This is a genomic window from Methylophaga sulfidovorans, assembly GCF_900114205.1.
GTDB lineage: Bacteria > Pseudomonadota > Gammaproteobacteria > Nitrosococcales > Methylophagaceae > Methylophaga > Methylophaga sulfidovorans.
This window is the reverse complement of sequence record NZ_FOSH01000018.1, coordinates 25,266-38,779: the sequence shown is the minus strand read 5'-3', so window position 1 is coordinate 38,779 and position 13,514 is coordinate 25,266. Positions and strand designations below refer to the sequence as shown.

General features: G+C 43.5%; 15 protein-coding genes and 1 tRNA gene. 12 read left to right on the top strand and 4 right to left on the bottom strand.

What is annotated here, in order from left to right; all coding sequences use genetic code 11:
• Positions 1 to 186: 186 nt before the first annotated feature.
• From BM232_RS13090 to BM232_RS13045, 10 genes are all read left to right on the top strand, one after another.
• Positions 187 to 2,070 carry a methanol/ethanol family PQQ-dependent dehydrogenase gene (locus BM232_RS13090; RefSeq protein ID WP_091715527.1) on the top strand — a complete coding sequence of 628 codons (1,884 nt, stop codon included), beginning with the start codon at positions 187 to 189 and terminating at the stop codon, positions 2,068 to 2,070.
• 92 nt (positions 2,071 to 2,162) lie between these two features.
• Positions 2,163 to 3,011 carry a methanol oxidation system protein MoxJ gene (moxJ, locus tag BM232_RS13085; RefSeq protein ID WP_245752948.1) on the top strand — a complete coding sequence of 283 codons (849 nt, stop codon included), beginning with the start codon at positions 2,163 to 2,165 and terminating at the stop codon, positions 3,009 to 3,011.
• Between the two features lie 45 nt (positions 3,012 to 3,056).
• The gene (gene moxG / locus BM232_RS13080) at positions 3,057 to 3,641 is read left to right on the top strand and encodes a cytochrome c(L), periplasmic (RefSeq protein WP_091715524.1); all 585 of its coding nucleotides are present in this window, start codon (positions 3,057 to 3,059) and stop codon (positions 3,639 to 3,641) included.
• 72 nt (positions 3,642 to 3,713) lie between these two features.
• Entirely contained in the window at positions 3,714 to 3,986 is a 273-nt protein-coding gene (locus tag BM232_RS13075; protein WP_091715521.1) for a methanol dehydrogenase, read from the top strand.
• A 68-nt stretch (positions 3,987 to 4,054) separates the two neighbouring features.
• Complete coding sequence (locus tag BM232_RS13070; protein ID WP_091715518.1) at positions 4,055 to 5,089, top strand: AAA family ATPase; 1,035 nt, start codon at positions 4,055 to 4,057, stop codon at positions 5,087 to 5,089.
• Positions 5,086 to 5,892 (top strand): DUF58 domain-containing protein, encoded by an 807-nt coding sequence (locus BM232_RS13065; RefSeq protein WP_091715515.1) that lies wholly within the window; start codon positions 5,086 to 5,088, stop codon positions 5,890 to 5,892. The genes BM232_RS13070 and BM232_RS13065 overlap by 4 nt, the downstream gene beginning before the upstream one ends.
• Positions 5,893 to 5,900: 8 nt before the next feature.
• Positions 5,901 to 6,842 (top strand): hypothetical protein, encoded by a 942-nt coding sequence (locus tag BM232_RS13060; RefSeq protein ID WP_091715513.1) that lies wholly within the window; start codon positions 5,901 to 5,903, stop codon positions 6,840 to 6,842.
• Entirely contained in the window at positions 6,839 to 7,819 is a 981-nt protein-coding gene (locus BM232_RS13055) for a vWA domain-containing protein (protein WP_091715511.1), read from the top strand. The genes BM232_RS13060 and BM232_RS13055 overlap by 4 nt, the downstream gene beginning before the upstream one ends.
• Positions 7,816 to 8,385 carry an MxaK protein gene (locus tag BM232_RS13050; RefSeq protein ID WP_091715509.1) on the top strand — a complete coding sequence of 190 codons (570 nt, stop codon included), beginning with the start codon at positions 7,816 to 7,818 and terminating at the stop codon, positions 8,383 to 8,385. Before BM232_RS13055 ends, BM232_RS13050 begins: the two co-directional genes overlap by 4 nt.
• A gap of 9 nt (positions 8,386 to 8,394) precedes the next feature.
• Positions 8,395 to 9,351 (top strand): VWA domain-containing protein, encoded by a 957-nt coding sequence (locus tag BM232_RS13045; protein WP_091715507.1) that lies wholly within the window; start codon positions 8,395 to 8,397, stop codon positions 9,349 to 9,351.
• 36 nt (positions 9,352 to 9,387) lie between these two features.
• Here the strand turns inward: BM232_RS13045 and BM232_RS13040 are convergent, their stop codons facing one another.
• A complete protein-coding gene (locus BM232_RS13040) occupies positions 9,388 to 9,777 on the bottom strand; it encodes a winged helix-turn-helix transcriptional regulator (RefSeq protein ID WP_091715505.1) in 390 nt (129 codons plus the stop codon).
• Positions 9,778 to 9,904: 127 nt separating this feature from the next.
• Here BM232_RS13040 and BM232_RS13035 point away from each other — a divergent pair, with 127 nt between their 5' ends.
• Both BM232_RS13035 and BM232_RS13030 read left to right on the top strand, forming a co-directional pair.
• A complete protein-coding gene (locus tag BM232_RS13035) occupies positions 9,905 to 10,516 on the top strand; it encodes an NAD(P)-dependent oxidoreductase (RefSeq protein ID WP_091715503.1) in 612 nt (203 codons plus the stop codon).
• 23 nt (positions 10,517 to 10,539) lie between these two features.
• Entirely contained in the window at positions 10,540 to 11,016 is a 477-nt protein-coding gene (locus tag BM232_RS13030) for a nuclear transport factor 2 family protein (protein ID WP_091715501.1), read from the top strand.
• A gap of 167 nt (positions 11,017 to 11,183) precedes the next feature.
• Here BM232_RS13030 and BM232_RS13025 read toward each other — a convergent pair.
• From BM232_RS13025 to ychF, 3 genes are all read right to left on the bottom strand, one after another.
• Positions 11,184 to 11,260, bottom strand: a tRNA-Met gene (locus BM232_RS13025).
• Between the two features lie 58 nt (positions 11,261 to 11,318).
• Positions 11,319 to 12,368, bottom strand: coding sequence for a phospholipase A (locus BM232_RS13020; protein WP_091715498.1), 1,050 nt, complete (start codon positions 12,366 to 12,368; stop codon positions 11,319 to 11,321).
• A 52-nt stretch (positions 12,369 to 12,420) separates the two neighbouring features.
• Positions 12,421 to 13,512 carry a redox-regulated ATPase YchF gene (gene ychF, locus BM232_RS13015; RefSeq protein WP_091715495.1) on the bottom strand — a complete coding sequence of 364 codons (1,092 nt, stop codon included), beginning with the start codon at positions 13,510 to 13,512 and terminating at the stop codon, positions 12,421 to 12,423.
• Between the last annotated feature and the right edge of the window lie 2 nt (positions 13,513 to 13,514).

Below are 13,514 nucleotides of genomic sequence, written 5' to 3'. Positions count from 1 at the left end.
ATAAGTAGTTATACCTATAAAGCCTCACCATCGTTTTAAGGATAACTTCCCTGAATGTTTAAGGTGTCGCTCTCTATCCCCTGTTACAGCAAAGATAAGAAGATGACCTTTGTGCTCAGCCGTGCTTTTTTACAGCTGATACACAAAGTCAGCATTGACTGACTCTCAAAACAAATAGGAGGATATATGAGAGAAATGCATCATAGCCGGTGGTCAAAAATCGGTACTGCGCTTGCTGTCTCATCCGCACTCGGATTGATGTCAGGCATGTCAGTTGCAAATGATAAGTTAGTAGAATTGTCTAAAAGCAATGAAAACTGGGTAATGCAGGGGAAAGACTTCTCTGGTACCCATTACAGTACTGCCAAACAAATTAATAAAGACAACGTTAAAAAACTGCGTCCATCATGGTCATTCTCAACAGGTGTATTAAACGGACACGAAGGTGCTCCACTTGTTGTGAATGGCACAATGTTTATTCATACACCATTCCCTAATAACACATTTGCTATCGATCTGGATGAGCCAGGCGTGATCAAATGGGAACACAAACCAAAACAAGATCCAGCAGCACGTGCTGTGGCTTGTTGTGACGTTGTTAACCGTGGTCTAGCTTACTGGCCTGGTGATGACAAAGCACCAGCCATGATCGTGAAAAGCTTACTGGATGGTCACGTTGTCGCGTTAAATGCTGAAACAGGTGAAGAATACTGGAAAGTAGAAAACGGTGATATCAGCGTTGGTCAAACAGAAACAGCAGCCCCATTCGTAGCTAAAGATCTGGTTATCCAGGGTTCATCTGGTGCTGAATTAGGTGTTCGTGGTTATGTAACTGCTTACGACATTCATACTGGTGAAATGGTATGGCGTTGGTATGCAACAGGTCCTGATTCAGATGTTGGTCTGGATAAAGACTTCAACAAAGCTAACCCACACTACGGTCAAAAAGGTCTAGGTACATCAACCTGGGAAGATAACGCATGGAAAATTGGTGGTGGTACTAACTGGGGTTGGTATGCATATGATCCACAATTAGACATGTTCTACTATGGTTCAGGTAACCCTGCTCCATGGAACGAAACTATGCGTCCAGGTGATAACAAATGGACAATGACCATTTGGGGTCGTGATCTGGAAACCGGTTTAGCCAAATTCGGTTACCAAAAAACACCTCATGATGAGTGGGATTACGCTGGTGTTAACGTCATGATGCTTTCTGAGCAAAAAGACAAAAACGGCAAAATGCGTAAATTGCTGACTCACCCTGACCGTAACGGCATCATCTACACACTGGATCGTGAAACGGGTGATTTAGTGTCTGCTAACAAAATGGATGACACTGCCAACTGGGTGAAAAAAGTCGACTTAGAAACAGGTCTGCCAATTCGTGATCCTGAATACGGAACACGTATGGGACACCGTTCACGTGATATATGTCCATCAGCAATGGGCTTCCATAACCAAGGTTTCGATTCTTACGATCCTAAACGTGAATTGTTCTACTTAGGTATTAACCACCTATGTATGGATTGGGAACCGTTCATGTTGCCATACCGTGCAGGTCAGTTCTTCGTGGGTGCCAACGTATGGACATACCCTGGTCCTAAAGGTGATCGTCAAAACGGTATCGGTTCAGGCCAAGTTAAAGCCTACAACGCGATTACTGGTGACTTTGCCTGGGAAAAAATGGAGAAATTCTCTGTTTGGGGTGGTACCACTGCAACTGAAGGCGGTTTAGTGTTCTACGGCACATTAGACGGCTTCATTAAAGCACGTGATGCTGACACTGGTAAATTACTGTGGAAATTCAAATTACCTTCAGGTGTTATCGGTCATCCTATGACTTACACACATAAAGGTACACAGTATATTGCTATCAACTACGGTGTCGGTGGTTGGCCTGCAGTTGGTCTGGTGTTTGACCTGAATGACCCATCAGCTGGTTTAGGTGCAGTAGGTGCCTTTAAAGAACTGGCAAGAAACACTCAAATGGGTGGTGGTGTCATGGTCTTCTCACTTGATGGTAAGAGCCCATATGACGATGTGAGCTTAGGTGAATACGGCATGTAAGCAGTAGCTTACAAGTCAATAACTTAAGACTTATTTCGTTAGAAACCTGGCCAGCAACCTGATGGTTGCTGGCCTCCATCAAAGAGACCAACATGATGAAACGAAACATGAAACAAGCCAAATCAGGTCGGATGTTACCTTCTTTTTTGGCACTCCTATTAGGCAGTGGCTTAGCCTTTAATGCACAAGCCAATACCAGCACGCTCAAAGTGTGTGCAGCCAGTGATGAAATGCCTTATTCAAATAAGCAGCAGGAAGGCTTTGAGAATCAACTGGCAAAAATTCTAGCGGATACCATGGATCGGGAACTAGAGTTCGTCTGGTCCGACAAAGCAGCTATTTTTCTTGTTACTGAAAAGCTACTTAAAAACCAATGTGATGTCGTCATGGGCGTAGACAAAGGTGACCCTCGTGTCGCGACCAGTGATCCTTATTACAAATCAGGATATGCCTTTATCTATCCAGCAGACAAAGGTCTGGATATTAAGAACTGGCAAAGTCCGGCATTAAAAGATATGTCTAAGTTTGCCATCGTGCCTGGCAGTCCTTCAGAAGTGATGCTTCGTGAAATTGATAAATATGAAGGCAACTTCAATTACACCATGTCATTAATCGGCTTCAAGTCACGTCGTAACCAGTATGTCCGTTACGCACCTGATTTATTGGTCTCAGAGGTGGTTTCAGGTAAAGCTGATATCGCTCATATCTGGGCACCAGAAGCAGCGCGCTATGTTAAATCAGCATCAATCCCCTTAAAGATGGTGGTATCTGAAGAAATAGCGCCAACTCATGATGGCGAAGGCGTCAGACAACAGTTTGAACAAGCGATCGCTGTGCGCAGTGACGATCAGGAACTGTTGAAAGAAATCAATACAGCTCTGCATAAAGCTGATCCGAAGATCAAAGCCGTATTGAAAGACGAAGGCATCCCACTTTTATAACACTAATAAAAATACTCTTTGTTATTACAGGAAATTTTTTAAATCATGACTAAAAAAACATTTTTGCCAAAGAAGATTCGGGGAATCGCTTTACTTACTGTCTCGGTACTTTCCGTGGCATTGATTCCTGTCGCTCAATCTCAATTGGTTTTCAGAAATACAGTTACAGGTGATGTACTGGACTTATCTTTTGGCAAGAAAGGTGAAAAAACAGAGGCTGTAGAGCATTTCCTCAATACCGGGGAAAACAAGTACAACACTGACGATGATGCCATCAAAGCAGGCGAAAGTCTGTTTATGTCTGCCTGCTCAGGTTGTCATGGGCATTTGGCGGAAGGCAAATTAGGTCCGGCTCTGGGAGATGATTATTACACCTACCCGAAAAACGCTAATGATAAAGGCTTCTTTGAAACTATCTACGGTGGTGCTCGTAGCATGATGGGCCCACAGTACAACAACCTCACAAAAGATGAAATCTTACACATCATGGCTTTTGTAAGAAGTATTTATTGGGGATCGGTTGATAAAGCGGATTGGCTGACTGAAGAAGAAAAAGCCAACTTTAAACCAAAACCAGTGCCGGAAGAATATAAAGAGGCAATGGATAACTTTAATAAAACTCATCATTAATTAATGGGTGGTGTGCCGTCATAGTGGCAGCACACCAATTCATTATGTCGTCGCAAAAATAAGGAGAGAAATATGAAACTAAAAACAATCGCTGTTACTTGTTCAGCCCTGATGATGTTGTCTGGTGCTAGTGCAGTTATGGCTTATGATGGAACAAAATGTAAAGCAGCTGGTAATTGCTGGGAAGCCAAACCTGGATTTCCAGACAAAATCAAAGGATCTAAATACGATCCAAAACACAGCGAAAAAGAACTGAACAAACAAGATGCCGCGTTAAAAGCAATGGAAAAACGCAATGCAGATCGTGTTGAACAGTTCAAAAAAACAGGTAAATGGGTTTATTAATCCACTACTGAAGCTGACCGGCCTTATTCTCAGGCCGGTCTTTTCTTTTTCTTCCATGTGAAACCGCTATGAACCAGCTATCTAAAACCTCAACGATAGCGATGTCAGATTGGCATGCGCTTATTCGTCAGATGGAATCCAGCATCAATAACACTATTCTTGGTCAGGAACATATCGTCAGACTAATGACCATTGCCACCCTGTCGCGAGGGCATATCCTGTTAGAAGGTGATGTGGGTGTCGGTAAAACCACCTTGCTGAAAACGGTAGCTGAATGTCTGGGTGGTAACTTTGAACGTATTGAAGGCACCATCGACTTGATGCCACATGATCTCGTTTACTACACCTATATTGGTGAAAATGGTAAACCAGGTGTCAGTTCTGGGCCGGTACTGAAACATGGCGATGAACTCTCTATTTTCTTTTTCAATGAGATTAACCGAGCACGTCCACAAGTCCATTCTCTATTATTGAGAATCATGGCTGAACGAAGCGTACACGCGTTTAACCAAACACATTTTTTCCCACATTTGCAGGTGTTTGCTGACCGTAATCGTATTGAAAAGGATGAAACCTTTGAGCTACCAGCAGCGGCACGTGATCGCTTTATGATGGAGCTGCATGTTGAGCAGCCAAAGTCAGAAGAACAACTTAAAGATCTGATGTTCAATCCACGTTTTCATGACGCTGACAAACTGGTGGATTCGGCCGATAAAGCGATTGTGCCGTTTCAGCAGCTGAATGATATTGCTGCTGCCATTCAGGATCATGTGCATACAAGTGAAAAAGTACAGGATTATGGTTATCACCTCTGCCGCGCTCTGCGTGAACCGGCTGAATATGGCATTCAAATCACCGATGTTGATACCAGTAATATGATTCGCGGCGGTATGGGCCCTCGCGGTATCAGTTATCTGGCTCGTGGGGCCAGAGTGAATGCCTGGTTGAATGGACGTGATGCACTTGTGCCAGAAGACTTCCATATGATTATTCGTCAAATAGCCAAGCACAGACTGTTTTTAAATCCTGTGTATGACTATAACCGTGATGACATTGTTGAATCACTGATCACGGCTGCATTGAATACGATTCAATCACCATGAATCAAACCTTTGATTACAAAACCACTGGTCTAATCAGTGGCTTAATGCTGGGCTCACATAAAAGCCGGCAACGCGGTACCGGATCGGATTTTTATAAGAAATCATTATTCTTAGATGAACCCGATACTTCACGGCTGGATTTAAATGCCAGCCTGACTGATCCATTTGAATCCCTGCATGTAAAAAGTTTTCGGCAACGTAGCAAAATCGATGTCATCTTACTTATCGATGGTTCATCCTCAATGCTCTATGGTGAAAAAACCTCATTGCTACGCGAGGTCTATGACAGTACTAAAGACTCAGTCAATGCGGCTAATGATCGTTTTTCCTGTTATCTGCTCAAAGAAAAGTTGCTGAAGCTGGATGATGCCGAAGCTTTGACCACTGAGCTGACAAAGCTTCGCCCAGAGTCCAATCAGGCTGAAGCGACTCAGCAGGTTTTTCCGGTATTACCAGGCAAACCTGCACTGGTATTTTTAGTTTCCGACTTTCACTGGCCGGAAGCACAGTTACAGTCATTGATGACTGTTTTGTCAGCACATTTAGTTGTGCCTATGGTGTTATGGCAGTCTAAAGAATTTCTCGATTTTCCCTTATGGCGATTCGTTGAACTCACCGATCTCGAAACAGGTGCTAGTTCTCTGGTATTTATCACCCGGGATCAAAAACAAAAAATTCAGCAGCAATATGAAGATCGAAAAGCGTATCTCACCCAACAATTCCGTCGCTTTAATCAACATCCCTTTTGGTTGATTGATCACTATGATGCCAGACAAATGAGTCGATACTTTTCGATGCAGTAGGAACCATTATGAAGCTTTTTAACACCATTTCACTGATTTTAAGCTTATTTCTGCTGTCTGTCATCTGCTCAGCAGAGACCACCATCCCGGGCCAAATTATCAAAATGGATCAGGGACGAAGCTATGGCTTAATGGTCGGCGACATTATTGAGCACCAATACCTGATCGCTATCGACACAGATTATTCTTTGTCACCCTCATCTCTGCCTGTCGAAGGTGAACTGACCTACTGGCTTGATCTGAACAGTGTCAATATGAGCTCTGAGCAGCGAGGTGGAAAGACGCTCTACCACCTCACTCTTCGCTATCAAACATTTTATGCACCACTAGATGTCCGTGCATTACTTATTCCAGATCAACAGTTAGTATTTACTGACAGCTCAAATCAACGTTTTGAAATCACCTTGCCAGAATGGCATTTCACTATGTCGCCGATTAAAGAAGTTGTCTCAAGTGGTATCGGTAATGATGATGGTAGTAATGGCTTTATGAAAGCCGATATCGCGCCCAGAACACACTCGCTTTCACGGTATCAAACACCCATTATCATTTATGCCGGTTTGTTGATCTTATGTTTGTTAATCTGGTCTGCTCTCACAGGTTTATTACCTAAGTTCAACACCTCCCCATTCCATGTGGCCAAGCGTCACATTAAACGTATCAGACGCCAAAAAAATATGACGTCTGAACAAGTGCAGCGTGGCATGCAAGCAATGCATGATGCGTTTAATGCCCGAGCATCTCACACGGTGTTTGCCGCTCAGATTGATGATTTTATTAAACAATATCCACAGTTCAATGCATGTCGAACGCAAATCGAAGATTTTTTCCAGCAATCCAGAAATGTATTTTTCTTTGATGAAGAACCCAAGCCAAACTTACTGACGGATTGTATTCGTCTATGCGACAGACTCGCTGCTGCTGATAAAGTGGTGCAGAGTAAGCCATGAATCTTGCTTTCCATCTGCCATGGCTGTTGCTGTTATTACCACTCAGCTTATTACCTTTCTTCAGCAGTTTATTTGATCGCCATGCGACGCCCAGCAGACAGCTAATTAAACTGAATCCGCTCACCATCTGGCTAAACCGCTTGATAAAGCTTGCAGCTTCTCTTGCTATTGCTTCAGTCATTATTGGCCTCGCCGGTTTGCATAGCCTTGAGCAAACCGTGACACGCACCGGACAAGGGGCACATATTGTGTTTGTACTGGATCGAAGTGCCAGTATGAATGAAACCTTCGGCGGCCAGACGCCTGATGAAAATGAACAATCCAAAGCCCAAGCGGCCAGGCGTTTACTATCAGAATTTGTTAACCGCCGTCCTCATGATTTGTTTGGGGTAGCAGGTTTTAGTACGCAGCCATTTTATATCAGCCCATTAACTGAACATAAAAGTGCCATTCAGGCAGCTATCAATAGCCTGGAAACACCAGGGTTAGCATTTACTAACGTCGCTAAGGGTTTAGGAATGGGCCTTAGTTATTTCAAAGACCAACCGCACACGGGATCTCGTGTAGTCGTTTTAGTGTCTGATGGTGCGGCAACTCTGGACCATCGTGCTCAGAAAACGCTGCGGGAATGGTTTGAACGTTACCGAGTCAGCTTGTACTGGTTCTTTTTACGTACAGAAAACGGACAAGGCATCTTCAGCGAGCCAAAATCACATCGAGATGATAACCCTAAAGTGATGCCTGAACGCCATTTGCATAAGTTTTTCAATACCTTATCTGTACCTTACCATGCATATGAAGTCGATACCGCTGAATCACTTCAGGCAGCCATCGCGGAACTGGATGAACTGGAAAGCTTGCCATTGATTTATCAGGAAAAACTGCCAAAACAAAGTTTGTCGGCATGGTGTTATGGCTTAGCTTTGTTTTTTGTTCTGTTACTCGTTGCCGTGAAATTTTTGGAGAAACGCTCATGATGTTGCGCCGTCGTTATCTACAACATCTTATGCTGGTGATTAGCTTGGTTTTTCTTACTTTACTAGGTCTGCAAATAGTAGAAAGGCAGCATCAAAAAGCGATTAACGATGCCATAAAGCTTTTACAGTCGCCTCGTCTGGTGGACGCAAGTAAGATTGATCTGACAGAGCCTGAATTACAGTTTGCCTATGCCCATCATTTGCAACAACGCGGCATGTTTGAAGATGCGGTTGATGCTTATGGTAAAGCCGAACGGCTTAGCTCTCCGGCTATGCTGAAACTGGTTTATTACAATATGGGTAACCTCTATCTGCAACAAGCTATTGAAACGGCTGAGAAGATGGGGATTGATCGTGCCACAGCCCTGGCCGATGTCGCCAAAGATCTCTATAAATCGGCATTAAAAAATGACCCCGAGTTTTGGGCAGCGAAATACAACTATGAAGCGGCACAACGACTCTCTCGTGATTTACCGCTAGGCGATTTAAAAGATTCTGGTGAAGCTCAGGAAAGCTCTGAAGAACTGTGGTCAGCGATGCCCGGTTTCCCTCTGGGTTTGCCCTAGGGTGTTGTTATGAAGCGTTTATATGCATTGATAGCTTCCGCGATATTATTGCTTATCGCCATTGTTCTGCCCCCTTTGCCATTCACTGTCAAAAGCTATGATTATGTGTTTGTGCTTGATATCACCCGCAGTATGAATGTGCAGGATTATTCCGATAAACACGGCGGTGCTATCAGCCGTTTAGAAAAAGCAAAAGCAGCTATGCTGCATGCCGCCAGAAGTCTGCCATGTGGTTCAAAAGTGGGCTTAGCTGTATTTACTGAACGTGTTCCAGCCCTACTCTATTCGCCTATTGAAGTCTGTAATGATTACCCGATTCTTGAAGCAAGTATTCATGCTCTCGACTGGCGTATGGCCTGGGTTGCTGACAGTAACATCGGACAGGCCCTCTATAATACCCGTGAACTGATGATGAATGACGTGCTCACCGGAAGTAAATTGGTGTTTTTAACCGATGGTCATGAAGCACCACCTATCAATCCACGTTATGCGCCTGATTTCAGCTATCTGGATACAGAAGATCAAAAAGAAGACTGGAAAGCCGGCATCATCATTGGCGTCGGTGAGCTGGGACTGAGTAAAATTCCCAAGTTTGATGAAGATGGTGTACAGATTGGTTTTTATACAGCGGAAGATGTACCTCATGCCTCCCGCTTCGGTTTACCGGCTGACCCAAGTAAGGTTGAGGGATATATACCACGCAATGGCCCATGGGGCACTGCTAAGGTTGTCGGTACTGAACATCTATCGAGTCTTAAACAAGACTATTTGATGGAACTGGCTAAGCAAAATCATATGCTATATCACCACCTTGAAAACAATGCTGATATGGCCCGTTCACTACAAAACGTTGATTTTGCTTATCAGGCAAAACAACCCACGCACTTTAATAATATAGCGGCGGCTCTAGCCTTATTACTGCTTCTCTATTGCTACCAACCTTTCAGAAAGAAATGGTCTATTTAACTTAAGCAGCCTACAAGCTGAAGCTGATCTTATTGCTTATTCTTCATTTTGTGCCCGATGCTGGCGTCGGCTCTGACAAATCTGTACATGATTGGCATCGGCCCACTCAATAAGCGCTTGCATGGGTACCAGAAAAGAATGACCTAACGGACTCAATGTATATTCCACTTTTGGTGGTACCTCAGCATAAAGCTTCCGTTCAATAAACCCGTCCTGCTCTAAACGTTTTAAGGTGCGAGATAACATCTGCCTTGATATATCACCTATTTCACGATGCAGCTCATTAAAGCGCAAAGTACCGGGCGTCAGCGCGGTCAGGATTAATAAACTCCATTGGTCACCAATTCTATCCAGCACATCTCGTACCGGACAAGGATGGTCAAACTGAGTCTGTGCCTGCGTTTCAACGGAATTAGTGCTTGTCATGGTCACCTCCAGGTAACTAAGTACGCTCAAATTGACTTCTTGTCAGCTCAATTCAAAAAATCTACTCTGCCCCACACAGTCTATTTTTTAGACCTGATATTTTTTTCATACTATTAAGAGGTGCATTATGTCACACATTGCTGTTATTGGGGCTTCTGGTGAAGTCGGTTCAAGAATCGTCAAGGAACTATCAGACAGACATCATCAAATTACCGCCATCTCACGTCATCCTGAAAACATTCCATCATTACCAGGTGTGACAGCATTAAAAGCCGATCTCTACAACACTGATGAGATTGTTCAACTGTTGAAGGGACACGATGCGGTGGTGAGCGCCGTAAAATTTGTCGATGCTGACGCACAGCAGATTATTGATGTCGTTAAACAATCAGGTGTTCAACGCTATTTAGTGGTCGGTGGTGCAGGCAGTCTGGAAGTACAGCCCGGACTCCTTCTGATCGACACGCCCGAATTTCCAGAAGTCTTTAAGACTGAAGCGACTAAAGGTGCTGAATTTCTCGATGAAATACAAAAAGAAACAAACCTGAACTGGACCTTCTTATCCCCTTCAGCCTTACTCGGCCCAGGTGAGCGTACAGGTAAATTCAGATTAGGCAAAGACACCCTTCTTACTACCGGCAGTGGCAGTCACATTTCTTATGAAGATTATGCCGTCGCACTGGTTGATGAGATTGAAAACCCACAACACCCTCGACAACGTTTTACTGTCGGTTATTAAAAATGACTATAAAGGAAACCATCATGACTCTATCCCGCTATTTTTTCTTAACGCTTTTTAGCCTTGGTCTACTGTTCTCAGCAACGAATGTATTTGCAGAACAAATTGTCCAGCGAGATCTGGCTAAAGAAGAGGCTAATCGTCAACTCGTTATCAACTTTTATAATCAATTTTTTAACCAACATCAGGTTCAGCAAGCTGCCGAGGTGGTTGCAGATAATTATATTCAGCACAATCCTCATGTGCCTGATGGCAAAGCACCTTTCGTTGGCTATTTTGAAGGTTATTTCAAAAATAACCCTCAATCAAAAGCAGATATCGTCAGAAGTACTGCAGATAATGATCTCGTTTATCTGCATATTCACTCTACGCAAAATGCTGAAGATCCTGGACAAGCAGTTGTTGATATCTTCCGCGTTAAAAACGGAATGATTGTTGAACACTGGGACGTTATACAGGACGTGCCACAAAAGTCCGCTAACGATAATACGATGTTTTAAATCAGAAGGGATTGGTTGGACTGATTTTATGATTGACCTTTTGCTCTAAGGCTTTACCGTAGACAAATTCAATACAGCGAAGAGGGAATATCAATGTTAAGTGCTGTAAAAACACAAACTGGAGGCAAAAAAAGCCGGAGTAGAACTCCGGCTTTTTTTGAATCTGTTGGTGGCTATACCTAGATTCGAACTAGGGACCCCATCATTATGAGTGATGTGCTCTAACCAGCTGAGCTATATAGCCACACGAAGCGCGAAATAATACGATATAAATGCTTAAGTTTCAAGTGAAAAGATCATATTTATAACCAGTCACTCAGTTGAATACCGAAACCAATACTATTGGAGTGTGCATCATAGTCAATCAGACTTTCTCCGTAGCCATTAAACCATTGCACATAGCCTTTTACCCGATCGGTGAGCGAAAAGCTCCAACCTAACTGAACAGCACCATAATTATCATGAAAATTCAGGTTGTTCCGCAGCATAATATCGAAGCTGTGGTTATCCATTTTATATACAGCGCCAAATTCAAAGTTACCCATAAATTCTTCGATATCAGGGTTATCATCATCACTGCTGCTATCTGGGATACGCCACCATGGTTTGAGTGAGTAGTACCAGTCATTGTGCTCAAATACAAAGTCTGCATAAACCCGATTCCAGCTACGCGATAACTCGCCTGCCTGACCGTTTGACTGGTGGACAATACCAGTACGAATAAGCGAGTTCTTTATACCGAATACTTCATAGTCTGTTTTGAAAGATAACCAGGCCTCTGGTTCATGATCGGATTCACGGAAAGGTGATGAACTGTGTTTATTAAACTGCTGCCAGAATGAGCGGTTGGTATAAGCCACATACGCATCTGCACGACCGTTAAATAAATCATAGGCCACAGGCAGTTTTAAGCTGATTTGGAATTTGGTTTCCCACGGTTGCAAGTGAATATTGTCATCTGGATAAGCGGCTTCAAATGGTGCTTCATTAGGCGCCGCCATATTATTACTTAAAATAATGTAATTTGGTTTATGCGGTAACAACACAAATGGGTTTTTGGCTTCTTTCTTTTCCAGAAATAAACGGCGGGTAATCGCTGATTTGTCTTCCGTTTCCACACCACTACTGGTGACTTTGATATCAACAGGTTCAGGGTTGGGCGAAGCATCTTCAATGGTTTTTTGAGTAATCTTAGAATCACATAGTTGTTTGATATCGCCGACTGACATCGTATCGTCAGCCGTTGCCAGTTGGGTGAGCAAACATTGATTTAATTTATCATCCGCATTGACCAGGGGTGTGAAGCCAATAGCTAACAATGATAAGAGGTAGGAGAATGATGCCGTCTTCATGGTTTGCCTATGCCAGGATGAATAACAATTCACGACATCATATCCCAGAATTCTAGACGTTGAAGCGGAAATGCATCACATCACCGTCTTTAATGACATATTCTTTACCTTCCAGACGCCATTTACCGGCATCTTTAGCACCTTGCTCACCGTTATACTGAACAAAATCATCGTAACTGATGACTTCAGCACGAATGAATCCTTTCTGAAAATCTGTGTGAATAACACCAGCGCCTTCTGGTGCTGTTGCGCCTACTTTGACTGTCCAGGCGCGAACTTCTTTTACACCGGCAGTAAAATAAGTATGTAAACCAAGTAATTGATAACCGGCACGAATTACACGATTCAAACCTGGCTCGTCCTGGCCGATTTCGCTCAAAAATTCGACTTTTTCATCATCTTCAAGGCCAGCAATTTCTGATTCAATCGCTGCACAAATCGCGACTACATTAGCGTTTTCTTGCTCGGCAAATTGTTTAACAGCATCTAAAGCAGCATTATTCTCAAAGCCATCTTCAGAGACATTGGCGATATACATGGTGGGTTTAATCGTCAGCAGGTGTAAATCACGAATCAAAGCCAGTTGATCTTTATCAAAGCCCATGGCTCGCACAGGTTTGCCACTGTCTAAGTCTTCACGCATTTGTGTGAGTAGCTCTAATCGTGCTTTCGCTGTTTTATCACCGCTTTTGGCATCACGCGTGGTTTTGGTAATGGCTTTTTCAACACTTTCCAAATCAGCGAGGGCTAACTCGGTATTAATCACTTCAATATCATCCAAAGGCGATACTTTACCCGCCACATGGACGATGTTATCGTCTTCAAAACAACGGACGACGTGTGCAATAGCATCTGTTTCGCGGATATTAGCTAAGAATTTGTTACCAAGCCCTTCGCCCTTTGACGCGCCAGCCACCAGACCGGCAATATCGACGAATTCCATAGTGGTTGGCAAAACACGTTCTGGATTAACGATAACTGCCAGTTTATCCATACGTGGATCTGGCACAGGAACGATGCCGACATTAGGTTCGATGGTACAAAAAGGATAGTTCTGCGCATCGATACCGGCTTCAGTCAATGCATTAAACAAGGTTGATTTGCCAACATTAGGTAAACCGACGATACCGCACTTAAATCCCATGA